This window comes from Bacteroidota bacterium, from assembly GCA_037133915.1.
GTDB lineage: Bacteria > Bacteroidota > Bacteroidia > Bacteroidales > CAIWKO01 > JBAXND01.
This window is the reverse complement of the sequence record JBAXND010000019.1, coordinates 35,029-60,910: the sequence shown is the minus strand read 5'-3', so window position 1 is coordinate 60,910 and position 25,882 is coordinate 35,029. Positions and strand designations below refer to the sequence as shown.

The following is a 25,882-nucleotide window of genomic DNA, read 5'->3' as shown; positions in this document are numbered from 1 at the left end:
GAATAATTCAGAACCGGGTATAATGAAACGACATTCAAAGGTCATTTTTTTGTTTTTTACAGTGCTGCTGCTGTCGCAGTTTAGCGCAAAGGCACAGGGAACAGCCATTAACAATACGGGGTCATCTGCCGATCCATCCGCATTGCTCGATGTGAGCAGCACAAATAAAGGCGTTCTGATACCCAGAATGTCGGAATCAGAGCGCAATGCCATTGTAAATCCGGCTGAAGGTCTTCTTATCTTCAATACTTCCTCAAAGTGCTTCAATACCTTTATCTACGGTGCATGGTTCGAACTGTGCGGGAAATGCGTAACACCGCCCGGCACTTCCGATTTTACCATCAGCAAAGATTCTGTCGAAGCAGGTGAAGGCGTGAATTTTTCGGCCACGAACCTCACCGGTGATTACTATTTCTGGACGTTTGCGGGTGCCAATCCCGGTTATTACGTGGGCACAGCGCCCTACGGTATCCGGTTCAACTCTCCTCCCGGATGGAAATATATGTGGCTCACGGTAACCAAAAACGGCTGTACATCTACAACGCGTGATTCCGTCTATGTTAAGCCCATTTACAACAATACCCAGACGCAGCAGATATTTATTGTTCCACCAACCATTTCGGTTGTTCATATTGAAGCCTGGGGCGGCAGCGGTGGTGGCAACGGTGGCGGCGGCAAAGGCGGTCATGTGCGTGGCGACCTTGCTGTGAATCCCGGTGATACGCTTTTTGTTTTTGTGGGCGGTTCAGGCTCCGGGTTTATTGGTGCCGGATATAATGGCGGCGGTCAGGGAAACGGCGGCGGCGCTTCTGATGTCCGCTACGGCGGAAATGCGCTGTCGAATCGTATCATCGTGGCCGGCGGCGGCGGTGGCGGCGGATATGCTACAGGAATAGCAGGCGGCGATGCCGGTGGACTGACAGGTCAAAACGGCATGGATTACGGCTCTCAGATTAAAGGGACGGGCGGCAGCCAGTCGGCCGGTGGCATTGGTGGTTGGGGCAGCGGATATTCAGGTCAGGGCGGGCCGGGCAGTGACGGCACTTTAGGGAACGGAGGAAACTGGGGTTGCGTTGGAGGAAGCTGGGCAGGTGCCGGTGGCGGCGGATATTACGGCGGCGGCTCAGGTGGCTGCGGCGACCACAATTCATGGGGCGGCAGCGGCGGCGGCGGCTCATCCTACATCGGTGGTGTTACCAATGGCGTGATGTACAGTTCAACAAATGTAGGCGACGGGAAAGTTGTCATTACATATTAATAAATATTTCTCAGAAAAAATGGATATCACAGAAGCACTCGGAACTGACAGCTCGCGTGCCACGATTGACTGGGTTGTGAATGAAATAGGAAGCGACCGCAAGAAATTCCGCATTGCTCTGGAACATTGTTTTGCCGACATCTACCCTATTGCAATGCGCGCTGCCAGAGCAGTGCAGATAAGCTGTGTTGTCAATCCTCAATTCACGAACCTTTACATTGATGAAATTCTTGAACATCTTGCCACAGCAAAAGTTGAAGGCGTGCGACGCAGTTTTGCCAAACTGTTTAATGATAATGTTGACCTGAAGAATTTTAAACAGCTGGGAGTGCTGACCAATACTTGTTTCAATATACTGGAATCGCCCAAAGAAGGCATTGCCGTGCGTTATTATGCCATGCAGATATTGTACAAGATTTCACAGATTGAACCCGACCTCAAACCGGAACTGGCGCTCATTATTCAGCTGCGACTCGATGAAAGCAGCGGTGGCATTAAGAACATCTCGCAAAAGCTATTGAAAAAACTGGGGAAGGAAATTGAAAAGTCCAAAGGTATTTCCCGTTAATCAGGTCAGATTTCCTATTTTTACTTCTCAAACACTCGCTTTTTTATGAAAAAATATTTTTTCATTTTCATCCTCATGGCATTCTGCTCCAGGGAAGCAGCGGCTTATACGATAACCGTTACGAATACTCTCCCTTCCGGAAGCGGTTCGCTCAGTGCAGCCATCGACAGCATAAATGCCCATACAGGTCAGACCTGCACTATCAATTTCAGCATCCCGGCAACGGACGCGGGATACAACAGCGGCAGCGGTGTATGGATTATTAATATTGTGAACAGTTTTATGCCGCTGATTGCGGGAAATACAACCATTGACGGCAGTTCACAAACAGCGAATCAGGGCGATTCAAATGCTTTCGGTCCCGAAATTATGCTGCTCGGAAACGGAACAACATCAGCCAATGGGCTGATACTGGCATCATCGGGAAATACTGTCAAAGGACTGATTGTTTCCGGATTTACTTATGGTATTGCATGCTACAGCGCTGCAGCTATAAGCAATATAATTATGGACTGTTACATAGGCACCAATGCCGGCGGTAGTTCGGCCATTCCAAACAATGAAGGAATTGCTGTTGGAAATGGTTCCAACACTAATATTATCAGAAAGTGCCTTGTTTCGGGCAATACAGATTGCGGCATTGTTTTTACCGACTCCGATCACAACGCAGTTGTCAACTGTATGGTAGGCACAAACAGCACCGGAACAGCAGCCATTCCTAATAATTTCGGCATAGCCATCAATAATTCAACATTGAGCATCATTGGCAATAATAAATCGCAGCGTAATCTTATTTCAGGAAATACAACGGCAGGCATTGCCATCAACGGCACTGCCTCCTGCTGCAACAAAGTTGCCGGAAATTTTATCGGTACAGATATCACAGGATTACTCCGTCTTCCGAATGATAACGGCATTCTTATCACCGGTGCGAACAGTAATATTATTGGCGGAAATTCGGCTGCTACACGAAATATTATTTCAGGAAATACTACCGGCGGAATTACCATGAACGGCACAGGAACCCGTTTGAACCGAATCACCGGAAATTATATAGGCACCGACAGTACGGGATTGCAGATATGTTATAATCAGGGCGGCGTGATTCTGAAAAGCAACAGCAACAGCAATATTGTCGGCGACAGTTTGCCGGGAATGGGAAATGTTCTGTCGGGAAATTCGGAGATTGGTCTCTATCTCGAATCCAGTGACAGCAACACCATGATGAATAATTTTATCGGTCCCGATGCCACCGGCAGCGGCGCGCTCATCCTGAATGACTCTATGTTTCAGGCGAACGGCATGGAGTTCAACACCGTTTCAAGTCACAATATACTCGGCGGATATTCGCCTTCAGCCCGCAATATTGTAAGCGGAAACCGCGTCTATGGCGTTATTTACTACGGTCAGGCCTCCTACAACCATACCATTGAAAATTATATCGGAACCGATGTCACAGGAACTATTGCAATGAAAAATGCAACCGGAATATGCGTAGACGGTGCGTCAAATCACAGCCTCATTGCAAACAATGTTCTTTCCGGCAACGTGAGTTACGGCATTTTTATCGTTACCACCGGCACTTATTATAATCGCTTTACAGGAAATATGGTAGGAACCAACGCGGCGGGCACCGATACCATTCCCAATGATATCGGGCTTTTGCTGGGTGGCGGAACTAAATACAATGTTATTGGTGGCACTTCCGCCGGCGAGCGGAATATTATTTCGGGCAATCATTATGAGGGTATTGAAGTTGCCGATGTTCATACATCGCATAACCAGATTCGTGGTAACTTTATTGGAACAGATATCACCGGAAACACGCCATTGCCCAACAAAAGAGGAATTGGCGTAGTGAGTAATCCTGCGTCGAACACCATTGCACAGAATGTAATTTCAGGTAATAACAGTTTTGGTTTGCTGCTTTATAACAACGCTGACAGCAACCGCATCGTATCGAACCTTATCGGGATGGCTGCCAATGGCATCACTCTTATGGGAAACGGCGGAACGGGAATTGTTCTGGGGGAAGCCTGCAGCAACAATTTGATAGGACTTGTTGACAGCGCCAACGTTATCGCGGCCAACGATTCGGGAGGCATTGTGGTAATCGGAAATACAGCGGTAAACAATAAAATTTCCGGGAATTCAATTTTCGGAAATATGTATATGGGTATTGATTTATTTCCACCGGGACCCAACGGTAATGATTTCGGCGATGGAGATTCAGGTCCCAATGCACTGATGAATTTCCCTGTGATTTCAACGGCTCATTACTACGCTCCGTCCAATAAAACCTGGGTAACCGGAACACTTGATACTCCTAATCCTGAAAATGCCACTATAGAATTTTTCATCTCAGATAATTCATTTTTAGGATACGGGCAGGGAAAAACCTATCTCGGTTCCGCACATCCCGGCACTGACGGTAATTTCTCGGCCATTATTGACGGCGTTCCGGCAGGTCAGACGATTACTTCAACAGCCACCGATGCTACGGGAAATACCTCTGAATTTTCTGCGAATCTCAGTGTCGTAAGTGGCATTGAATCCCATGGTGAAAACACCTTCGGAGGAATCGAATTTTATCCGAATCCGGTTTCGGAAAACGGCACTTTATCGTTTAATCTCGATGCTGAATCATCATTACGTGTTGATGTATTTTCCAGTTTTGGGAGTCTGGTTTTCAGCCATGATGCCGGTCGTTTTCCGGCTGGTTTCAATACATATAGTATTACTTTAAGTGATATTAATAAAGGTGTTTATTATATGATTGTTAGAACTAAAGGAGAAGCCGCAGGAATAATTAAATTAGTTGTTCAATAACATTGATTTTATGAGCAATAAAATTCCAATTTTGGTACTGCTGCTGACATGCATTACCATGTCAAATTTACGGGCAAATACCTTCACGGTAACCAACACAAACGACAGCGGAAACGGTTCATTACGTGATGCCATTTCGCAGGCAAACAGCACTCCCGGAAGTTCCCACATCATTGAATTTAATATTTTGCAAACGGATGCAGGATACAATGCAACGGATGGCGTTTGGGTTATTCAGCCGCTGTCGCCCCTGCCCTATATTACCAGAAGCGGACTCACGGTGGACGGCAGCTCGCAAACTGCACATCAGGGAAACACCAATATTTATGGACCTGAGATAATGCTCAACGGAAATGATGATACAATAGACTATGGCTTTTTTATTTTTGCTTCCAATGTTACGGTGCGTGGTTTTATTGTAAGTGATTTCAATTATGGGATTCAGATATACGGTGCCAGTTCGCAGAATAATTTGATTGCCGGAAACTATGTCGGAACCAATGCCAGCGCCACCGACTCGCTCGGAAACGACATTGGCATTGAGATGTTTTCCGGAACGCACAACAACATAGTGGGGGGTCCAGTAAAAGCCGACCGCAACATCGTTTCGGGTAACCGGCACATCGGCATCAGAGCAGTGAACAGCTCATTCAACAGCATTTGCGGCAATTATGTCGGAACGAATCGCACAGGAACCGCTGCCGTTGGCAATTACGACGGTATCAGCATTGAAGGACTTGCCAGACATAACATGATTGGCGGAACAGCGGCAGGACTCAGAAATATTGTTTCGGGAAATGTGGCCTACGGCATTCCGTTGTTTGGTGCGGGAACCGATTCAAATACGGTGTTCGGAAATTATATAGGTACCGATACCAGCGGCACGCATGCAATTCCCAACACATACGGAGTGCTGTTCGACGACGGCTCAGAAGGAAATATTGTGGGCGGTCTCAATGCGGGTGAACGCAACATTCTTTCAGGAAATTCGGGATATGGCGTGTTTATTTACAATATGGGAACAACGAATAACTTCGTTACCGGCAATTATATAGGAACCGATCCGGGCGCTACCATGGCTGTCCCCAACGGCATTGGAATCGTTATTGACGGAGGTGCTACGGCGCATACTATCGAGTCGAATGTTATTTCTGGCAACCTGCAATCAGGTATTGCCATTCACATTACTCTGACTAATTTTCATATCATTAAAAAAAATAAAATTGGAACGGACATCAGCGGAACGCTGCCGTTACCTAATGGTGAGGATGGCATTCGCATTGGCGAAGGCCCGCAGTACAATGTGATTGGCGACACGCTCGGAGGCGGCAATATTATTGCCTTCAACGGTATGAACGGCGTGAATATTCTGGATATTAATGACGACCACAACCGCATTTCAGGGAACAGTATTTTTAGCAGTACTATATTAGGTATTGACCTGTTTCCGCCGGGCGTAACACTCAATGATGCCGGTGACGGAGACAGCGGCCCGAATGATAATATGAACTTCCCGCAAATCGATACGGTCATTTTCGATTCGGGAAACGGGCAGACAAGCATCAGCGGAATTCTTGACACACCCTTGCCGGAATATGCCACTATTGAATTATTCAAAGCGGCGGTAAATCATTCGGGCTATGGCGAAGGAAAAATCTTTCTTAAAACAATTCACCCTGACAACTTCGGAAACTGGAGCGCCACGCTGAACGGATTGTCATCAGGCGATTATCTTACCACCACCGCAACCGATTCCTCAGGTAACACTTCCGAATTTTCAACAACGTGGAGTGCACAGGGGCCTGCCGGAATCCAGCGATTGACGGACTATTCAGCGAATTATACTATTTTTCCTAATCCGTTTGCCGGATATTTTGAAATAAAAACGGCATATATTGATTCGGCACCTGTCGAAATTTACCTGTATGATATGGATGGAAAAATGCTTGATGAATTTTCGATGAACAGCACTGAATACCGTTATAATAGCGACATGCTGAAGGCCGGTGTTTATAAAATCTTGATTAAACAGTCCGGTAAATTGCAAGCCGTGAAGGTGGTTGTTAAAAGATAGGCGAAAGTCGAAAATCAGCTGTTCCTGTTATTTATTCCCGCCGGAAGCAGACGGCTCTTTTACCTTTTTGCTGAGGTTGAGGTTGCGGGTGAGGCTGAATGCGAAGGAATATCTGGATGAGAGCTGTGATTTATTTTTTACTAATCTGTTTTTTTTGTTTCATCGGTGAAAGGAAATTCTCTGAGGTAATAACTCGTTTACCTGTTTTCTCTTCTAATGCCAGTCGGGCATCTTTTGCAATTCGACCGCCATTCTTTCCTGCATCAGCATTTTGCTCAATCCCTTTTGCTTTATCAGTTTCAGCTATCTGTCGTGTGGAAAGTTCCGCAAGCGCTGTGAAAATGAGTTCAGCTTCACTCATATGATCGCGAAGATTTTGCGTTTTTAGCCCTTTCAGGACTTTGTGCTTTTTAACTGATAGGCCCGTCCATTCCTGATGTATAATATTGGTTAGAAAAGCAAATTCGTCAGACTTCTCAATACCACTTTGCTTCCAATAATCAGTGAGTTTACTTCGCGTTTCTTGCCCGGTCATCCGCTGCTGAATCCATTTTTTCACTTCTGCCCAAACGTTGCCAATTCTCTCTGGCACGGACAAGGCCTTGTTCAGGGTCTGAAATCTCCTGCATCCTTTCATAACCCGTTTTTGCAAGCCATTGTTTGAATGGTTCGGCTTTTTGTGATGGAATAGACTGAATGATACGAAGTAACCCACGGGTATCGGCACAATCGGTTTGGTACTTTTTGCCATCGGAAGCTTCCAATTTCAGTTGTCGACAATTTGTCGATAACTCAATGCCAGAAACTTTTTCCCTTTTTTTTATTCGATACCAGTAATCTCCGGGCTCCGGACTGTCAGTTAGGATTGCCACTACATCAACAATAGAAAAATACCATTTTTCTTCTGCGTCGTTCCAAATAGAACGCACTTGACGGTTTTGAAATAATTTGATGTTGCTCACAGTTTTTGATTTATTTGTTTCGTTAAGTTTATATAAAATTGTTTAATAAAAAGATTTTCAAAATAAAAGGAGTCCTCTCCAATAATAATAATTACTATACCACAAAAAATAAAATTTCCAACCTTTTAAGCACATTAATTCTCCACCTGAGTTTCAAACAATAGCAAAACAAACAACTTTGTTGTATTTACTTAATAAATGTAAAAATAGCAAAATAAATTATTCCTGTTATTTATTCCCGCCGGAAGCAGACGGCTCTTTTACCTTTTTGCTGAGGTTGAGGTCGCGGGTGAGGCTGAATGCGAAGGAATATCTGGGTGAGAGCTGTGTTCCGATATAATATTTGTACAACGGATAATCGAACAATCCGGCGATGTGCCATTTGCCCAGCAACGAATAGCTGAGCTGTGCGGATAAAAAGGTGACGTCGCTGCCGGTGTTGATTTCCTGTGCAACCGCATTCATATCAGGCATCTTGTATTCATTGCGTACCATGACAATCCCGAAAAGGTTGCGAACAATTTTCTTACTCAGAAAAACAGAATTGGATAATGAGCTTCCATATTTATAATCTGTTTTGCCCGGGAAATTATATTCAAAGCGGTTGAGCGACAACAGCCGCATGCTGATTTTCGGGAAGTCCTTACTGAAAATCAGCAGTCCCATAGCACCGTATGATTGTGTGGAAGGTTGTAAATCGATGGGCAGGCGCACATTATCAACATATAATGGCTCGGTGCTGAACGGAAATTTGAAACCCGCTCCTACCGTGAGTTCTATCTTCTTCAGCGGTTTTATCAGCGCACCGTATTTGGCTGTGATATAACCGTTGCTCAACCCATAACCGCGCTGCTTGATTGTTGAGAGCGGTAATTCATAAATGCGAGTCTTGTTGATAAAATAGCCCAGTTCGGCTTCTGCTGTGAGCCTTTTGGTAATACCGTATGAAATGGTGATGCCCGTATAATTAAAATACGATCGCTTCATATAGTTCGTGGTCTCCGTTCTGTGGTCGGCTTTATAGTAGGAATTCAGAAAGTTATTGCGATAAAATGTGATAAAACGCAGATGATTTTTTGCCAGAACGCCTACGTAAGTGGATGCTCCTGCAGGACTGCCCATAGAACAGCATTGTGCATTTACATGAGCGGATGCAATAAGAAACAGAAATGCGAGGATAATTGCCGCACGTTTATACATTGCTTCTGATGTAGATCGTTTTCTTCTGCGTAGCCTTATACTTGTCGGTTACAGTGCATGTAATCCAGAACCTGTCAGCGTGGCAGACCGTCCATTGCACCTGATTTCCCGAGCCCAGCACAGAGCCGTATTCGCAATCCCAGGTGTAAGTAAGCTCATCACCGGTGGCAACTGCAGTGAGTGTTGTAAGCATATTCACTCTGATGATGGTATCCGTGGCTGTAAGGCTGGTAAATGCCAGTGGTGTTTGTTGATCAACAGGCGTTGTGTCGGTTTTTTCCTTCTTACAGGATACAACGATTATCGCAGAAAAGAGTAATAAAATTAAAGAGATTTTTTTCATCACATCCGGTATTTTGATTTAATAATACTAGAAATGCTATAGGATTACAAAGGTAAAACAAAATTGGTCATTTTTTTTAAGCTAATTTCCTGCAACATATCAATTAACAAACAAATAACTGATAACTAGTCTGGCCCCTATCCCTAAATTCCTTTCCCCGCAACGGTGAAAGCGACTTGTTTTTTTCTACTTACGACTGCCTACTCTTGCGGCTCATGCATTTTCGTCACATTTCAAACTCATTATCCGTGCGCCGCCGGTTTGTATGTTTTCTCTATTTCTATAAATATTATATCCCTGACGGGATAATTTCAATCATCAATTAACCTTTGCATTATCGGTCAACGCAGCGATTCAGAGATGGTCAGTCGTTTCGGCTAAAGACGGACAAGCATTATTAATTATTAATCGTTAATTATTTCCTGTTCCCTGCCTTCTTCCCAGCTCCCTGAATGCCTTCAGCATTATATTCAGGTCGTTGGTAATTTTATAATCCTTGGCATATAAAATATTCAGACTTGTAATGATTTCCTTTGCCAATGCCTGTTTGCGTATTGCATCTGACGGGTTTAATACGCCTTTCCTGATGCGAGGAAGTTTCATATTGTTAGTAATATCCTGCGGGTGATATCCAACCCACGAACGCCTTCCGACCAATACCTTGAAGATATTAATAATCAGTCCCGGCGGGCTTTTCATAAAGGGTATGACCAGAGGTAAAAACGCGAGTAACAACAATGCACTGATGTGGTCGAACATCCATTTGTCGCGCTTGTTATTTGTCTTACTGATGGAATTAATGCTGAGCACATACAGATCGCCGCCGGTTGTGATGGAGTTGCTTCCAATAATGGAAAGGCTTTCGGGAGGAGCTATTTTAAAATCCACCTGCAAATTCTGAAAGCCGGTCATTTTATCGATGATGAGCTGTGGTGACAGGTTTTTGGAACAGAAAATCACTTCATCAATTTTATAAATATCGATGATATCTTTAAGCTGTCCGAGATTGCCGGTAAAGCCGTTGCCTGCCTGTTTATTGTCGGGGCTGACCAGACCAATGAATCCGGGAGCAAGGTGCGTATCGCGCACAAGCGCTGCAACGCGGTCGGCCTCTTCGCTGTCGCCAACAATTGCAAAGCGCCGATTCTTTCCCATGGTAATGCGGCACGACTTCACCCCTGCAAGGTGCATCAGCACACGGAAAGCCGACATTGAAATAAGTGCCCATGCAGCGCCGAGCATGATAATAGCACGTGAAAAACGCATAGTTTCGTCTAACAAACCGTACACGGTAAGTATAATTACCGTACCGATAAGCAGTCCCTGAAATATTTTCAAAATCCTTACGGGACGGTCATATCCGCCACTCAGATATACCGAGAACAGCCAGACTAAAATATACAGCGGTACTGCAACCGTAATGAATTCTATGGGGTAATGGCCGCCCCGGGTGAACAGTACATGCGTTTCCCAGTAGGATTTTATGAACCAGATGCCTGCAAATATCATTGCAACATCAGTAACAGGCAGGAATATGGCCGAAATAAAACGTGATAAAATAGCAACGAAAGCCCTTAAATAGATGGCTATTTTGATAAGGAATGAAAACAGGCGCGCATTTTTTTTACTGAAATGCTTGCGTGCGAATATAATCATGGCGTTGTAAAACACCAGCACATAGTTCACACTGCTTTTGCGGGTACTTTCACCTTTATAATGAATGATGCGTGTTTCCGGGAAGTAAAAATTCTTATAACCGGCTAATGTCAGGCGGTACGAAAGGTCTATATCTTCGCCGTACATAAAAAAATCTTCGTCCAGTAGTCCTGTTTTATCCAAAGCCGTTCTGCGCAACAGCATGAATGCGCCCGACAGAATATCGACCTCATGAATCTTATCCATATCAAGGAAACCCAAATGATAGCGTCCAAAGGTACGCGACCCGGGAAACAGCCGCGACATGCCCGCCATTTTATAGAAAGCCACCGTTGGCGTGGGCAGTCCGCGTTTTGATTCGGGCAGGAAAACACCTTTGCCGTCTACCATTTTTACACCCAAACCGCCTGCTTCCGGGTGTTGATCCATGAATTGGGTAACCTTGCGAAACGTATCTTCTTCAACTACGGTATCAGGATTGAGAAGCAGCACATACTCGCCCATCGACTGCTCTATTGCCCTGTTGTTAGCTTTTGAAAAGCCCAGATTCTCGTGATTCTCAATGAGCTTAACACCGGAAAATTTCTCTTTCACCATCTTCACGGAGCCGTCCACCGAATTATTGTCGGCAACAATAACTTCCATATCCAATCCGGCGCCAGCCTGCATCACAGAAACAAGGCATTGTTCCAGAAAATGGATAACATTGTAATTGACAATAATGACCGATAACTTCATCCTTTAAATACCCGATTATGCGTTCAAAATTAGCATTATTGTTCCTTATTGCAAAATTTGGTTGAGCGCTTTAGACGAACATCGCGACTACCTAGGGAAGAAAGATGAGTGAACCACCATCTACCAGGGGTCCGTCGTACAGTTCTGTAACCGAAAAGCCGCCTCTGAGCATGAATTCACTCATTTCATTTCCCTGCGGATGATGTCTCAAACTTCCGGTAATGTAAACTGATTTTTCATGAACGCCGCAGCAGCCGCCGATAAAGCCATAATTAAATCCCGGGAGCAGAATACATTCCGGAGTTACAAGCATTGAATTCAAACCTGAAGCGATTGCTGCTGAATGAATGCCGGCATCGGTTGTTATAATTCCATAGTCATCGAGCGGAACAATATTACATCGGCAGTAGCCTTGTTTCACCTGAATTTTATTAAAGCCATCAAGCATTGAAAGCAGCACGGAATCGGTATGTTCAAAATTATGAATGGCAGTATTTCCGGAGATTGCAAGATTATAAGCTGCCGTTCCCGGATAAATATTTGTTGTTCCTTTTTCGCCCTTCACATAAGCAATACCTGCAATATCAAGTGCTTGGTAAATTTCTATATTCAGATTCGGTGACACACAAAGCACATCATTGACCTTGCAAAAGAAAATATCGGGATGACCTGAAACAGCTTCATAGGCAATGCCTGAAGCAGCAAGCAACAGCAGCTCTCCTTGTTTTGAAAGTGATTGTATGACTTTTGCCGGCAGACGTTTATCAGCTATAATCAACATAAAATTCCATCCCGTTAAGGTTATTGTCTGTCCTGAATTTTACCGTTTGATATTTCAATTGTAAACTTTTTTTATTCGCGCCTCCGTATCCAATGGCAGTATTGTACTGTTGCTCACCCACAAAAATTGTTATCTTTTTTTGTTTGCTTTGAGCGATACCTGCAAATTTTCGTGCCCATGCTTTTGTCATGGCAATTTCGCGAAACGAAGAATGCACAGGTCCTGCAACCACCTCCTGCCCTGCCTTCATTTCTTCCGAAACATGCAAACCGACGCGGATAACAGCAATGTTTTTTGAAATAAAATATTCCAGTAGTACGGCAGTACGTTCAGCCGCTTCATCAAGTGAAAGTGGCTGAAATATTTTCTTTCTGTACAGACCTTCGAGCGCTGTTCCTTTGATTACCAGAACCGGATATATTCTCACACAATCGGCTTCCAGTGCGGCAAATGATTCTGCCGTGCGGATATCTGCAGCAGCATCATCGCCTGGAAGACCAACCATCATCTGCAGACCAAGAGCAAAGCCGGCTGATTTAATCATATGCGATGCTTTGCGGACATCATCGGCCGTATGCCCGCGTTCTGCAACAGCAAGCACCGCATCATCCATAGATTGCGCGCCCAGTTCAATCAAAGAAACATGATATTTTTTTAGCAGCTCAAGCACTGCTTCATCAATAAAATCAGGTCTTGTGGAAAGGCGTATGCCTTTAATCCTGCCGCTTTCAAGGTATGGTTGTGCTGTTGCAAGGTAGTATTCCTGCTCGTGGTGCGGCATTCCCGTAAAGGTACCTCCGAAAAAGCCTATTTCAATATGCGCATCCGCAGGCATGGTTGCAAGATTTCGCTCAATTAATGCTTGAATCTCCGCGGCTTTGGGCATTTCAATATTGCCCGTTATCTTTTGCTGGTCGCAGAAAATGCAACGGTTGGGGCACGCACGGTGCGGGATAAATACCGGTATGGTGAAATGTTCTCTCAAAGATTAGAAATCAGAAAATGTAATTCAGCGTGAAACCTGCGAGCTTCTGCAATCCCGATACCAGGCGCGAATCATTGCTTTTACGAACATTCTTTTCGTTCAGCTTAGATACTTGTTCCATAAGGTAAAATCCGGTTTCAGAGCATACCGAAAACTCCGAATTCCCTAACCTGAAAATATATTCAAGCCCAATCACCGGACCGACCCCGAATCCATAATAATCAATACGTGCGGCATCATACACGGTGTTTTTGTAAGACAGCAGGCCTTCAAATCCAAAAATTACGAAAAAATGATTGCGCACAATATTCATTCGCTTTTCAAGCCCTGCATTGGCAACAAAAATCATTCTTTTTGAACGCATGGAATCGTTGAAAACACCTGCATTACCTGATAATCCTGTTCGCAGCGTGAATTTTTTCAGGGCACGTTTATATCCTAAAGTATAATTTGGGAAAATACTGCTGCTGCTTGAAAAAATATTCGGCACAGCATTTACACCGATAAATACCTTATTGATATGCAGCGAATCGCCCGGTTGCTGGGCGCTTACGAAGGCGGCAGGAATAATCAGGCAGACAAAAAACAACAGCTTTAATTTCATTTTTATCAGATCAGTATGAGCCATTGCGTTTACGCAGGAACCATTCGGTAGAAAGCAGTCCCAATATCAGCAGGAACACCCAGAACAGGTTTACCACATCATTGAAACGCTTGCGTGTATATGAAACCGATTTTATATCGTCGCGAGCTTTGAGCATGTCCTGCAACTTATCCATATCGGAAGGAAAAACTACTTTTCCGTCGTGCTTATTGGCCAGTGAATACAGCAGTTTATGGTCTGCCACCAGATTCACGGCTTCCACGTTGAGTGCGGAAACCGTAAATACACCGTTCTTCTGAAGAACTTTATCACCCACCTTCACCTGTGCCGAATATTCGTATTCGCCGACGGGAAACATGCCCGCTTCCAGGTGATACGACTTCTGTGTTTTGGAAAATGTAAAATTGAATTTCTTCTTATCGGCATTCTGAATGACGACGCTTACTTCGGGTTCGTTGATCAGTTCGTAGCTGTCGTTGTAGACTTCAGCATCTAATTCAACAGCTTCGTTTTCCGCAAAAGAGTGTTTGCAAATTACCCGGAATAAACCTTTATCTTCCTTAACCGAGAGAAACTGTACCATTTTGCCACAAAGTTCATCAAATGTGTTGTGATTGCCCGTTTGCAGGTAATCATTGAGGCGCCATTTCCAGAGACCTTCGCCGGCAACAATGCCAATGCGGGATTCGGGCTGCTCACTGAACATGATGAGTGGTTTGCGCGTTGACACACTTCCGATTTTCTGATAGAACAGCACATTCACAGAATTGGAAGTTTTAAAATCGCCGAAAGGCACACTGAGAGGCGGAAAGTTCGGGATGACTTTGCGGGCGGCTTCGCTGATGGTAAACAACGCAAAATCGTTGCTAATCAAAGGCTGCGCTTCGTCGGCTTTTTGAGTGGACTGAACAATGGAAAGTCCTGTTTTGAGATTGCTGAAACTTAACAGGTCGCTTGCATTACCGATGATATAAAGCAAGGGCACTTTCACCTGAGCCATATTCGCTAATGACGCCGGCATGGGCGCATTACGCAAAGGAAGCTGATGCAGGATTACCAGATTGTAACCTGAAAGCGGTTTATTAAAATCATTGGCAAACGCCACTTCAACTTCATAATTTTTATTGCTTTCAATCGCTTCGCGGAGCGCGGCAATATCGGGATGAGGCGCACCCGCCAGCAGCAGCACTTTCTGCCTGCCGTCGAGCACTTCAATAAAAATATCTTCACTGTTGTTCAGATGGCTGATTTCTCCGGTAACCGGGCTCAAACTTACGCGATAATGCTGAACGCCGGGTGTAGCCGCTTCAAGCTGAAGATTAACCGTTTCTATATAATTTTCGCCGGTGATGTCAATTGTTTTTGTGAAAAGCACTTTGCCATCTTTTGTAACCGTAAGATTTGATTTGGAGCCACCGCATTTATTGGCTGTTACAACTGCCTCAATCGGAAAATCGTTGCCTAAGTATACGATACGGTTGTAATTTACTTTTGTAAGGATGACATCTTTCTGAATGCTGGTATCGCCCAATGCAATGCCATACACGGGAAAACGGAATTTTTCAGCGGCATAGACAGGGCTTGCGCCTTTATTGTAAAGTCCGTCGGTTGCGAGAATCAGCGCACCCACATTACGATTTGCATAGCGAGATGCGAGGTCATCGAACAGTGCCGAGAGATCGGTTTGTTTCTCATTGAACGAATACTCGGGCTTGTCGGAGATTTTGTCGCCGAATGTGAACGAACGGACTTCGTAAGTTTCTGCAAGCCGGTCGGTGAGTGTTTTCAGCTTGTTGCGATAATCGCTTTTCATAAAGGTCGAGTCGCGGCCAATCACAACCGACTGTGAATTATCCTGTGCAATGATAATTAATGGCTTTTCCGTTGTACGAGCAATAATCTTTACCAGCGGCGAAAGCAGCAAGAAGGCAATAATCGTAACAGCAAGAGCGCGCAGCGTAAAAAGAAGGATGCGCAGTTTCTTTTTAAAGTCGGTGCCGCGTTCTTTATAATACAATAGTGCGGCATATCCAATGCCCAGTATCACGCAAAAAATGGCCAGCCATGCCGGCAGACCGGTACTTATATTTATTCCCAAGGTTTCAATGTTTTAAAAGACAAAGATAATTTTAAATTTTTATTCCTATGGTCACTTTACCGCCCAAGCCTTTTTCAACAATATCAAACAGTGTTTTCAACGTGATGTTGCTGCCATCATTTTCTACTCGAGAAATATAACTTCTCTTGCGCGAAATGGCATCCCCCAGTTGTTCCTGTGTCATACTTTTTGCTTCACGGGCCTGTCTGAGCAATATGCCGATTCTGAAAGATTCATATTCCCTTTCCATCTCATCGCGCTTCGGTGTACCTGCCTTGCCGAATTGCTCATTTATTATTTCTGACCATTTTTTGAAGTTTGATTGTTTCGATTTCATAGCGTTACTAAGCAATTAAATTGGAAATTGATTATCTGAAATTATAATGGAAGATATAAGGCATCAGGTTATTGAAGGCATGCAAAACGATGCTGAAAATAATTCCATATCGCAGCCTGATATAGCCCAGATTGAGTCCTGCAAACATGAAAGGAAGCAGAAAAAACGGGCTTAACAGCACAATTGTATAATTTGGTATCCAGTAATTTCCCAAATGCATAAAGCCGAAAATAATTGCCGAGCTATAAAATATCAAACGAAAATACTTTATCCAAAACCATTCCAGAGACTTGTTAAAGCGTCTGATAAACAGATTAACAAAAACTGAGATTACCATAATTATCGCTATATTCCCTATGGATTCCCACAAATAATAAAAGGGAAGAAGCCCCAATACAATCCGAACAAAAATGGAGTACAGAATCAGTGTCAGGATAAATGAAATAAATACTGAGCGATAGCGAAGATTCAATCTGAACAGAAGTTCCTCGACTATTGGAGCAATCACAACCATACCAACAATAGAAACCTGGTGGTAATCGGGTTTGAGAATAACCGGTAATGAAATTATATGCCATTTAAAAAGCTGCAAAAACAGGTACTGTACAGCAAAAGAAAATACAGTCGAGATAATGCATATAAATATGAGATAAAAAATAAATGAACCGGTCTTTGCTCTGGCAGATTCGTCTGGAAACACATCTCCTGGATGAAGCAAAAAATAAAACCATTCCTTTATAAGTTTCCGGATGTACATCATGTCAGAATATTATTGATAATCAGAACAGTATGTCATTACAAATCTTAAAGAATAATGTTGTCTGCTATTCCGGATTTAAAATACACGACGCCCCACACTAAACTGCAGACTGATTTTTATTCAAATTTACAAGTTTCTGAAGCACGTCGGTGCCGAAGCTCTCCTCAGAAATCTGTTCGCCGCTGATATCAGGTGCTTTGGTTCCGGCATTATAACGCATGGGTGCACTGAAAATAAGTGCTTCATCCCACAGACCGCATGAAATGAATGAATCCAGCAGTTCTTTTCCGCCTTCCACAATAAGTGAAAGAATATTTCTTCTGTAGAGTTCCTTCATGATTCCCGGAAGAATACTCTGAGAAAAATCGAGCGAACACACTTCGGCGTTTGGATACACCATTCCGATGGGACCACAGAATACAAGCGTTGGTGCTTTGCCGTCAAACAGATGCAGCGTGCGTGGCAGTTTGCCAAACCGGTCAATGGTCAGCCTCAACGGATTTTTCCCGACCCAGTCGCGTGCATTCAGCTTAGGGTTATCGAGCAGTGCGGTGTTCGTACCAACAAGGATGGCATCTTCTTCGGTGCGCCAGCGATGAACAAGCACACGGGTTTCTTCGCATGTAATCCAGTTGGCGTGCGCCACTTCACCGGGCAGGCGCACACTGTCAATGAAACGGTCGGCCGTTTCTGCCCACTTTAATATAATGTAAGGACGTTTTTCATTATGAAAACAAAAGAAACGACGGTTCACATGGCGGCATTCTTGGTCGAGGACACCCGTCAAAACCTCAATTCCGTGGGAACGCATTTGCTCAATTCCTTTACCGGCAACGCTCGGATTTGGATCTGTGGCACCGGTCACCACTTTTTTAATACCGGAGCTGATAATCAAATCGCTGCACGGTGGTGTTTTACCGTGGTGGCAGCAAGGCTCCAGACTCACGTATAAGACTGAGTCCGTCAGCAATGTTTTGTCTTTTACATTCCGTATTGCCAGCACTTCGGCATGCGCGCCGCCAAATTCGTGATGATAGCCTTCTCCAATGATGCTGCCGTTATGAACAATCACGCAGCCCACCATTGGATTTGGCGACACTATTCCGGCTCCCTGCACTGCCAGTTCAAGGCAGCGGCGCATATATTGTTCATGTATTGGCACGAACGCAAAATTACCACAATAATAATATGTAATCAGCGTTTTGCAAAAAATAGATCAGAACAGCATACACCGAAACAAATGCGCCTCTGCCGTCATTTAATAAAATAAATTACTTTTGTGTACCAATAATTCCTTTTACGTGAAGATTAGAAAACTGCTATTTCTCTCACTCCTGTTCATTTCGCTAGCCGGTCGTGCCCAGATTGGCGGAAGCCATACTTATGAATTTCTGAATCTTCCGAATTCAGCACGCATTTCAGCCATGGGCGGCAATTTCCTGGCTATTAAAGATGATGATATTACGCTGGCCCTCGCCAATCCGAGCATCATTGATGAGAGCATGCACAACCACCTTGCATTGAGCATTGTCGATTATTTTTCCGATATCAATTATGGATTTGCAGCATACAGCCGTACCTTTAAAAAGGTAGGCAGTTTTGCAGCCACTATGCAGTATATTAATTACGGTCATTTTATTGAGGCCGATGAGTTCGGACAAACCTATGGCAACTTTTCTGCCGGTGAATACGCACTGAATATTGGCTGGGGACGCAAACTGGATCCGCATTTTTTAATAGGCGCCAATCTGAAGCTTGTTTATTCGGGACTTGAGAAATACAGCAGCGCCGGTATAGCCGTTGATGTTGCGGGCAGCTATTATCATGAAAAAGGAAATTTTATGACCACACTGCTGTTCCGCAATATAGGAAGGCAGCTTACATCATACACTAAAGGCAATCCCGAATCGTTGCCCTTCGAAATACAACTGGGTTTATCAAAGCAGTTCTCGCATCTGCCTTTTCGTTTTTCAATATTATTCGACCATCTCGAAAAATTTGACCTAACCTACTCCGACCCCAATAATCCTACGCCATTGGTCGACCCGCTTACAGGCGATTCTATTAAGGAGAATAAACTGGGAAAGTTTGCCGATAAAGCCATGCGTCATTTGGTAATTGGTGGTGAATTTTTCCCGACAAAAAATTTCTCGATTCGTATGGGATATAATTACCAACGCCGCCGCGAACTCAGAGTTGAGGGAAAGAAAGGAATTGTAGGCTTTTCATTCGGGTTCGGATTCAGAGTTTCGAAGTTCAACTTCAGCTATGCCTGGGCCAAATACCATCCCGGAGGTGCACCCAACACCTTTACGATAAGCACCAATATCGGAGCATTCGGCAAGAAGAAATAATTATAAATTATTTTCCGTTCAGCAGTTCCAGCATCTTTTTCCCAATGTCGGCAGGAGAATCCACTACATATACACCGGCATCGCGTAAAATTTCTTTTTTCGCTTCGGCAGTATCGGCCTTACCGCCAACAATAGCACCTGCGTGTCCCATAGTACGGCCCTTAGGTGCTGTAGCGCCGGCAATAAAACTCACCACCGGTTTTTTCGAATTATACTTTATCCATTCGGCGGCATCTGCTTCCATATTCCCGCCAATCTCACCAATCAGCACAATACCTTCGGTTTGTGGATCCTCCATAAAAAGCATCACAGCATCTTTTGTGGTGGTACCAATGATAGGATCGCCTCCAATACCAATAGCCGTAGATTGTCCTAAACCCAGACGTGTAAGCTGGTCAACAGCTTCGTAAGTCAGAGTTCCCGAGCGGGAAACAATTCCCACTTTGCCCGGTTTATGTATAAATCCCGGCATGATGCCTACTTTAGCTTCACCCGGTGTGATAATGCCCGGGCAGTTTGGTCCGATAAGCCGCGATTTTTTATCCAGCAGAAATTCTTTGACATTTATCATATCCTGAACCGGTATTCCTTCTGTAATACAAATAATAACGCCAATGCCTGCGTCAGCGGCTTCCATGATTGCATCAGCGGCAAAAGCCGGAGGTACAAAAATAATAGAAACGTTCGCACCGGCTTTGTCTACAGCTTCCTGTACTGTATTAAAAACAGGCAAATCAATGTGCAGCTGACCACCTTTTCCCGGAGTTACGCCTCCGATAACCTTCGTTCCATATTCTATCATTTGAGTAGCGTGGTAAGTGCCCTCGCTGCCGGTAAAACCCTGCACTACAATCCTCGAATCTTTATTAACTAATATGCTCATATACGATTCTGATTTCCTGATTATTTTTATTTTGCAATTCAAATTTACATTAAAAAGCAATTCACAGAATAAAAAAATACGGTGCAGAAAGCCGTTGAAGCCTTTAATCAGTGGCTTTTTGTATATTTGTGACCAAATAGCCTTTTGCGTCGATGATTAAGCCAGTTAAAATATATGTTGCCCTGCCGGTGATGGAGGAATTCGATTACCTGCCTCAATGTATCGATGCAATTCGCGCACAGGATTATCGGAACTTTGAAGTTATTATCTGTCTGAATCAACCCGACGAATGGTACACGCTGCCCGAGAAAAAACACGTTTGCGTTGATAACTTAAAAACGCTGGGGTATCTGAGGCAGGTTAAGGATTTTGATCTTAAGGTGATAGACCGGTCATCGCCGGGAAAAGGATGGAAAGGCAAACGCAGCGGTGTTGGCTGGGCGCGGAAAACGGCCATGGATGAAATTGCCGAAGTTGCCGAAGACCGTGATATCATTCTATGCCTTGATGCAGACACGATATTTCCGGAAAATTATTTTTCATCTGTTGTAAATACTTTTACTGAAAACCCTCATATCTCAGCACTTTCTGTTCCTTATTTTCATCGCCTTACGGGAGATGAAACGCTTGACCGCGCCATGCTGCACTACGAGATTTATATGCGCAATTATGCACTCAATATGCTGCGCATCAAGAGCCCATATGCGTTTACCGCGATAGGCTCCGCCATGGCAACAACAGCAAAGGTTTACCGCGCGGTGAAAGGTATTGCACCAAAACCGTCGGGCGAAGATTTCTATTTTTTGATGAAATTGCGTAAACATGGTAAAGTGATTAGCCATAATCCTGTAAAGGTATATCCTGCAACACGCTACAGCGACAGGGTTTTCTTCGGTACAGGTCCTGCGCTTATTAAAGGTGTTCAGGGTGATTGGGAAAGTTATCCGATGTATCATTATTATTATTTTGATGAAGTTGCAGAGACCACAGATGCATTCGGAACCTTATTCGAAAAAGAGGTTCCAACTCCTATGACTTTGTTTCTCCAGCGAATTCTAAAAGAAGATATCTTGTGGAAGCCGCTTCGTAAAAATCATAAGACAAAAGAACGCTTTATCAGAGCATGCCATGAAAAGGTTGATGCCTTGCGGATATTGCAGTTTTTGAAATACCGTCAACGACTTAAACATTCTTCTGATGAAGTCAACTTAAGAGAATTCCTCTACACTTTCTATGCACCTGAACTCCGTGCTGCCCGTATTGCCCTTGCTGACCTCGATTTCAATAAGTCTTCTATAGAATATCTTGATAAACTGCGACGGATGATGATGGAAATTGAAGAAACCGTTCATTCCGGAAAACGCACCTAAAATAAACCTCATTCCGCAACAATTAATCTATGATGGCAGGTAGTATGATAACTATTCTTGGTCCTACCGCCAGTGGAAAAACCACGGTAGCCGCTAAGCTTGCAGCACTTATTGACGGTGAAGTTATCAGTGCAGATTCGAGGCAGGTATATCGTGGTATGGATTTGGGCACGGGAAAAGACTATGATGATTATACTGTTGACGGAATCAGAATTCCTTACTATCTGGTCGATATCCGCGATGCAGGTTATGAATACTCTATCTTTGAATTCCGGCGCGATTTTCTGAATGCTTATAAAGATATCCTTACCCGGGAAAAACGCCCTGTATTATGCGGAGGCAGCGGTATGTACCTCGAAACCGTATTGGGTGGTTACGCCATGGCCGATGTACCAAACAATGCAATGTTGAGGCAAAGCCTGGCTTCCATGAGCGATGAAGCACTCATTGCTCATCTTTCATCATTAAAAAAGCTGCACAGCACTACAGATACTTCCGACCGCGAACGCATGTACCGCGCCATCGAGATTGAAGAATTTCACCATGCACATCCCGAAAAGGTAAAACGACAGCCGGGAATAGAATCAACAATATTCGGTATCGGCCGGAACAGAAATGTTCTGCGCGAACGCATCACAAAAAGACTGCAGCAAAGGCTTGATAATGGAATGATTGATGAAGTGCGCACACTGCTTAATTCAGGCCTTGCCCCTGCCCGGCTGAAAACTTACGGTCTGGAATATAAATATCTCACAATGTTTGTGAACGGGGAAATAGAATTTGATGAAATGTTCCGACTGCTCAACACCGCCATTCACCAGTTTGCCAAGAGGCAGATGACGTGGTTCCGCCGCATGGAACGCAACGGTTACCTCATTCATTGGCTTGATGGCTCCCTTCCCGCTGATGAGCTGGCTTCGCAGATAATTTCAATATCAGGAATAAAATAACTACGGGAAGCAGTTACCAGGTTATGGTCACCTGCCCGTTGCCTGTTCTGCCTCCCTGCTGGGTCGTGCCGTTGATAACTCCGCCAATATAGCCGCTGCCACCACCACCCGGAGTTCCGTTTCCGGATCCGCCGCCGTACCATCCGCTGCCACCACCGCTTTCGCCACCGGGCACACCGCCCCCAACGCCAAATGCAGCTGTACCATAAAGGCAACAACCGGCAGCCGTTTGAGTTCCACCACCGCCTTTCACCGATGAACATGAGCCACCGTCAGCGCCTGTCAAACCACCGCCTGCAGCGCCATTGTAGCCATAACCGCTTACGAATCCTGCGCCACCGCCACCGCCGGCCACGATAATACGGTCATATAATGTTCCGGCAGTAGTGCGCACATCAGAAGCGCCGCCACCACTTCCGGCATAATTGGTCCAACCGGGGCCACCACCATTCCACCCACCGGCATTACTACCGTTGTTACAGTGTTTTCCGGCTCCTCCAACATAGATATTATACGTTTCACCTGTGACAACATTCCTCTGACCAATACTGTAGCCACCCTGTCCACCGGATGCTACGGGCCATGACTGACAACCGGCGCCACCGCCTTCTGCACCCCAGCATTCGATTGTAACGGGTGAGCAAATATTGGCAGGAACCGTCCAGGTTTGAACTGCCCCCGTATAACTAAACGTAATATTTCCATGAACGCAGGCAGTAACGGTAATTGTATTCACTACTGTTGTAGAATTGCAGCCGTTCTGACTAACCTGCAGACTCACATTGAAAGTGCCGCTTGTGCTCCACTGTACCACCGGATTCTGGGCAGTACTGGTAGCCGGAGTTCCACCTTGAAACGTCCATGCATAAGATGTTCCGCTTACGGTAGGTGTAAACGTTACATTTGAAACAATGGCGGGACTTGCAGGTGAAAATGTAAAAGAGCCCAGAGGCGATTGTATAACGTTCACGTAAGTAGTGGTAGGAATACCGGAACAACCGTTAGCAGATGTTGCGACACTGTAGATACCACTTCCGGTTAGTTGAGCATTCGGAATCTTAGGGTTTTGTAATGTGGAACTGAATCCTCCCGGTCCTGTCCATAAATACGAAGCATTCGGTACACTGCTTGCGGTAAGCTTTAAGGTATCGCCTGAGCACACCGGAGAATTGCTGCCCGAAATTGCCTGAGCCGGCGAAATGCAGTTACCGCAGAATTCGAACCACCCGGAATTTTTATAAAAATTGAAACAATTCGTTGTCGTATTAAATATCATAAGTCCCGACGCAGGATTCACGATTGCATTGCGATCAATTTCACTCATTCGCGGTATCAGCACACCTTTGTCATTAAAACTAATATCAAGACCTGCCGAAGGATCAGGCGGATTACCGGTTGCATTAATAGCTGTTCCTTGTGCAAAAGAATGAAAACTGAACAATGAAAAATAACAAATGCATGTTAAAAACAGGAAGAATGGTTTTACGCGAGTCATAATAATTAATTTGAAAATGAGACAATTTGAAAATTTGACAATGATTTTAAATACATGTGCAATTTCAATAAAAAAACTACCAGGTTATTGTCACCTGCCCGTTGCCGCTTTGGACACCGGAAGCATTTGATTGGTTAGTGCCTGAATTATATGATCCGCCGCCACCGCCGGCTCCATAATAGTAACCACCGCCGCCACCCGAATATCCACCGCCGCCGCCGGCTCCATCCCAGTAGCACTCTGAACCACCACCACCACCATAGCCGCCCGCTCCTGCTGTATTACCACCAAGGGAACCAACCGCGCCGCCTGCCCCACCATTGATATAGGAGTTACCACCTTGGGCGTTACAAGTTGATCCGTTTCCGGAATATCCTGCACCGCCACCACCACTTCCGGTTACACAACCGCCTCCATTGCCTCCGCTTCCACCGCCCCCCGCATTTTGCGTTAAGGTATTTCCATTATACCCCGTATTCCCGTTATTATTCGCCGTGCCATCCTTCACACTTGACGGGGTGTTATTATAGGTTCCTCCGCCACCACCACCGCCTGCTGCAATAAGAAGGACATTGTTTGATACAACAAAAGTACCGCCACCACCACCGGCAGTGCAACTTGCATCGGCACCTGACTGGCCAACAAGAATATTAAGCAATTGCCCGGAAGTTACTGTAAATGTCCCTTTCATTCTTGCACCAAGACCACCAGCAGCATTCTGATTTGAGGCATTACCACCCCGCGCACCCCAAACCTCAATATCGATAGTCGTCCCACAAATGCCGGGAACTGTAAATGATTGCATATTCCCTGTGTAAGAAAATGTCTGTGTGCCATGCGTGCAGCTTGTTATTGCTACTGAATTTGTAGTTGTAGAAGAACAGCCGTTGTTTGAAACAACGAGTACAACATTATAGCTGCCGGTATTTGCCCATTGTACCAAAGGGTTTTGCGCCGTGCTTGTGAGAGGTGTGCCATTTTGGAATGTCCATGCGTATGATGCACCGGTTGTAGTTGGTGAAAATGTAACATCTGAATTGAATACTGCCGGCAAGGGCGACCAGGTGAATTGTGAGACTGGAATCGTATTGATTACTGCTGTAGTGCTTGATACACTGCTATAACATCCGTTTATGCCCGAAGTACAATTGTAGACGCCGGCATTTGCAGTGCCCGCGTTAGGAATAATGGGATTTTGTAATGACGACGTAAAACCGTTTGGACCGGTCCAATTGTAGGTCACATTAGGAATAGTGGCAGCAAAAAGTTTAAGAGAATCACCGGCGCAAATCGGAGAATTACCGGATACAGCAGGCGCAGATGGAGGTATACAGGTACCGCACCACTGATACCAGTTACCAGTGTTATAATAGTTCAAGCACCCGGTAGTCGTATTAAAAATAATTAGCCCGTTTGCCGGATTGATTATCGCATTACGCTCTGTATCGCTCATTCGCGGTATCAGCAACCCTTTGTTATTAAAGCTAATATCAAGACCTGCCGAAGGATCAGGCGGATTACCGCTTGCATTAATAGCAGTTCCTTGTGCAAAAGAATGATTAGTGTACAGTGAAGAATAACAAATGCATAATAACAAAAAAAAGATTACGCTGAAACGGTTCATATTTGATAATTTG

The 25,882-nt window shown here is 44.7% G+C and carries 20 protein-coding genes and 1 pseudogene; 7 read left to right on the top strand and 14 right to left on the bottom strand.

What is annotated here, in order from left to right:
* The first annotated feature begins 22 nt into the window (after window positions 1-22).
* From WCM76_08480 to WCM76_08465, 4 genes are read left to right on the top strand one after another with little or no spacing between them, the layout of a single operon-like run.
* Window positions 23-1,258 carry a glycine-rich protein gene (locus tag WCM76_08480; protein MEI6765663.1) on the top strand — a complete coding sequence of 412 codons (1,236 nt, stop codon included), beginning with the start codon at window positions 23-25 and terminating at the stop codon, window positions 1,256-1,258.
* Between the two features lie 19 nt (window positions 1,259-1,277).
* On the top strand, window positions 1,278-1,826 hold the full coding sequence (locus WCM76_08475) for a hypothetical protein (protein ID MEI6765662.1): 549 nt from the start codon (window positions 1,278-1,280) through the stop codon (window positions 1,824-1,826).
* Window positions 1,827-1,871: 45 nt separating this feature from the next.
* On the top strand, window positions 1,872-4,655 hold the full coding sequence (locus WCM76_08470; protein ID MEI6765661.1) for a right-handed parallel beta-helix repeat-containing protein: 2,784 nt from the start codon (window positions 1,872-1,874) through the stop codon (window positions 4,653-4,655).
* Window positions 4,656-4,665: 10 nt separating this feature from the next.
* On the top strand, window positions 4,666-6,729 hold the full coding sequence (locus tag WCM76_08465; GenBank protein ID MEI6765660.1) for a T9SS type A sorting domain-containing protein: 2,064 nt from the start codon (window positions 4,666-4,668) through the stop codon (window positions 6,727-6,729).
* Window positions 6,730-6,859: 130 nt separating this feature from the next.
* On the opposite strand, the pseudogene WCM76_08460 reads toward WCM76_08465, so the two are convergent.
* The 11 genes and pseudogenes from WCM76_08460 to ribD all read right to left on the bottom strand — a co-directional run bounded on the left by WCM76_08460 (window position 6,860) and on the right by ribD (window position 18,355).
* Window positions 6,860-7,691 (bottom strand): annotated as a pseudogene (locus WCM76_08460) (Bro-N domain-containing protein).
* A 228-nt stretch (window positions 7,692-7,919) separates the two neighbouring features.
* Entirely contained in the window at window positions 7,920-8,891 is a 972-nt protein-coding gene (locus tag WCM76_08455; protein ID MEI6765659.1) for a hypothetical protein, read from the bottom strand.
* A complete protein-coding gene (locus tag WCM76_08450) occupies window positions 8,884-9,234 on the bottom strand; it encodes a hypothetical protein (protein ID MEI6765658.1) in 351 nt (116 codons plus the stop codon). The genes WCM76_08455 and WCM76_08450 overlap by 8 nt, the downstream gene beginning before the upstream one ends.
* A 411-nt stretch (window positions 9,235-9,645) precedes the next feature.
* Window positions 9,646-11,628, bottom strand: a complete 1,983-nt coding sequence (locus WCM76_08445; protein MEI6765657.1) for a glycosyltransferase — start codon at window positions 11,626-11,628, stop codon at window positions 9,646-9,648.
* A gap of 91 nt (window positions 11,629-11,719) precedes the next feature.
* Window positions 11,720-12,409 (bottom strand): DUF6873 family GME fold protein, encoded by a 690-nt coding sequence (locus WCM76_08440; GenBank protein MEI6765656.1) that lies wholly within the window; start codon window positions 12,407-12,409, stop codon window positions 11,720-11,722.
* A complete protein-coding gene (locus tag WCM76_08435; protein ID MEI6765655.1) occupies window positions 12,393-13,394 on the bottom strand; it encodes a radical SAM protein in 1,002 nt (333 codons plus the stop codon). Before WCM76_08435 ends, WCM76_08440 begins: the two co-directional genes overlap by 17 nt.
* Before the next feature lie 10 nt (window positions 13,395-13,404).
* On the bottom strand, window positions 13,405-14,022 hold the full coding sequence (locus tag WCM76_08430) for a hypothetical protein (protein ID MEI6765654.1): 618 nt from the start codon (window positions 14,020-14,022) through the stop codon (window positions 13,405-13,407).
* Window positions 14,009-16,096 (bottom strand): hypothetical protein, encoded by a 2,088-nt coding sequence (locus WCM76_08425; GenBank protein ID MEI6765653.1) that lies wholly within the window; start codon window positions 16,094-16,096, stop codon window positions 14,009-14,011. Before WCM76_08425 ends, WCM76_08430 begins: the two co-directional genes overlap by 14 nt.
* Window positions 16,097-16,127: 31 nt before the next feature.
* Window positions 16,128-16,433, bottom strand: a complete 306-nt coding sequence (locus WCM76_08420; GenBank protein MEI6765652.1) for a helix-turn-helix transcriptional regulator — start codon at window positions 16,431-16,433, stop codon at window positions 16,128-16,130.
* A gap of 31 nt (window positions 16,434-16,464) precedes the next feature.
* The gene (locus WCM76_08415; GenBank protein ID MEI6765651.1) at window positions 16,465-17,025 is read right to left on the bottom strand and encodes a CPBP family glutamic-type intramembrane protease; all 561 of its coding nucleotides are present in this window, start codon (window positions 17,023-17,025) and stop codon (window positions 16,465-16,467) included.
* Window positions 17,026-17,290: 265 nt separating this feature from the next.
* Complete coding sequence (ribD, locus tag WCM76_08410; protein MEI6765650.1) at window positions 17,291-18,355, bottom strand: bifunctional diaminohydroxyphosphoribosylaminopyrimidine deaminase/5-amino-6-(5-phosphoribosylamino)uracil reductase RibD; 1,065 nt, start codon at window positions 18,353-18,355, stop codon at window positions 17,291-17,293.
* Window positions 18,356-18,494: 139 nt separating this feature from the next.
* Here ribD and porQ point away from each other — a divergent pair, with 139 nt between their 5' ends.
* Window positions 18,495-19,547 (top strand): type IX secretion system protein PorQ, encoded by a 1,053-nt coding sequence (gene porQ / locus WCM76_08405; protein MEI6765649.1) that lies wholly within the window; start codon window positions 18,495-18,497, stop codon window positions 19,545-19,547.
* Window positions 19,548-19,554: 7 nt separating this feature from the next.
* Here porQ and sucD read toward each other — a convergent pair whose 3' ends face one another.
* A complete protein-coding gene (gene sucD / locus WCM76_08400) occupies window positions 19,555-20,430 on the bottom strand; it encodes a succinate--CoA ligase subunit alpha (protein MEI6765648.1) in 876 nt (291 codons plus the stop codon).
* Between the two features lie 152 nt (window positions 20,431-20,582).
* Here sucD and WCM76_08395 point away from each other — a divergent pair, with 152 nt between their 5' ends.
* A complete protein-coding gene (locus WCM76_08395) occupies window positions 20,583-21,800 on the top strand; it encodes a glycosyltransferase (GenBank protein ID MEI6765647.1) in 1,218 nt (405 codons plus the stop codon).
* Between the two features lie 29 nt (window positions 21,801-21,829).
* A complete protein-coding gene (gene miaA / locus WCM76_08390) occupies window positions 21,830-22,750 on the top strand; it encodes a tRNA (adenosine(37)-N6)-dimethylallyltransferase MiaA (protein MEI6765646.1) in 921 nt (306 codons plus the stop codon).
* Between the two features lie 13 nt (window positions 22,751-22,763).
* Here miaA and WCM76_08385 read toward each other — a convergent pair whose 3' ends face one another.
* Window positions 22,764-24,245 carry a glycine-rich protein gene (locus tag WCM76_08385; GenBank protein MEI6765645.1) on the bottom strand — a complete coding sequence of 494 codons (1,482 nt, stop codon included), beginning with the start codon at window positions 24,243-24,245 and terminating at the stop codon, window positions 22,764-22,766.
* Window positions 24,246-24,321: 76 nt separating this feature from the next.
* Window positions 24,322-25,869, bottom strand: coding sequence for a PKD domain-containing protein (locus tag WCM76_08380; protein ID MEI6765644.1), 1,548 nt, complete (start codon window positions 25,867-25,869; stop codon window positions 24,322-24,324).
* Window positions 25,870-25,882: the final 13 nt, after the last annotated feature.

Bases quoted from the DNA above. Each gene is read 5' to 3' on its own strand.
- WCM76_08480 (MEI6765663.1), top strand. From the start codon at position 23: ATGAAACGACATTCAAAGGTCATTTTTTTGTTTTTTACAGTGCTGCTG.
- WCM76_08475 (MEI6765662.1), top strand. From the start codon at position 1,278: ATGGATATCACAGAAGCACTCGGAACTGACAGCTCGCGTGCCACGATT.
- WCM76_08470 (MEI6765661.1), top strand. From the start codon at position 1,872: ATGAAAAAATATTTTTTCATTTTCATCCTCATGGCATTCTGCTCCAGG.
- WCM76_08465 (MEI6765660.1), top strand. From the start codon at position 4,666: ATGAGCAATAAAATTCCAATTTTGGTACTGCTGCTGACATGCATTACC.
- WCM76_08455 (MEI6765659.1), bottom strand. From the start codon at position 8,891: ATGTATAAACGTGCGGCAATTATCCTCGCATTTCTGTTTCTTATTGCA.
- WCM76_08450 (MEI6765658.1), bottom strand. From the start codon at position 9,234: ATGAAAAAAATCTCTTTAATTTTATTACTCTTTTCTGCGATAATCGTT.
- WCM76_08445 (MEI6765657.1), bottom strand. From the start codon at position 11,628: ATGAAGTTATCGGTCATTATTGTCAATTACAATGTTATCCATTTTCTG.
- WCM76_08440 (MEI6765656.1), bottom strand. From the start codon at position 12,409: ATGTTGATTATAGCTGATAAACGTCTGCCGGCAAAAGTCATACAATCA.
- WCM76_08430 (MEI6765654.1), bottom strand. From the start codon at position 14,022: ATGGCTCATACTGATCTGATAAAAATGAAATTAAAGCTGTTGTTTTTT.
- WCM76_08420 (MEI6765652.1), bottom strand. From the start codon at position 16,433: ATGAAATCGAAACAATCAAACTTCAAAAAATGGTCAGAAATAATAAAT.
- sucD (MEI6765648.1), bottom strand. From the start codon at position 20,430: ATGAGCATATTAGTTAATAAAGATTCGAGGATTGTAGTGCAGGGTTTT.
- WCM76_08395 (MEI6765647.1), top strand. From the start codon at position 20,583: ATGATTAAGCCAGTTAAAATATATGTTGCCCTGCCGGTGATGGAGGAA.
- miaA (MEI6765646.1), top strand. From the start codon at position 21,830: ATGATGGCAGGTAGTATGATAACTATTCTTGGTCCTACCGCCAGTGGA.
- WCM76_08385 (MEI6765645.1), bottom strand. From the start codon at position 24,245: ATGACTCGCGTAAAACCATTCTTCCTGTTTTTAACATGCATTTGTTAT.
- WCM76_08380 (MEI6765644.1), bottom strand. From the start codon at position 25,869: ATGAACCGTTTCAGCGTAATCTTTTTTTTGTTATTATGCATTTGTTAT.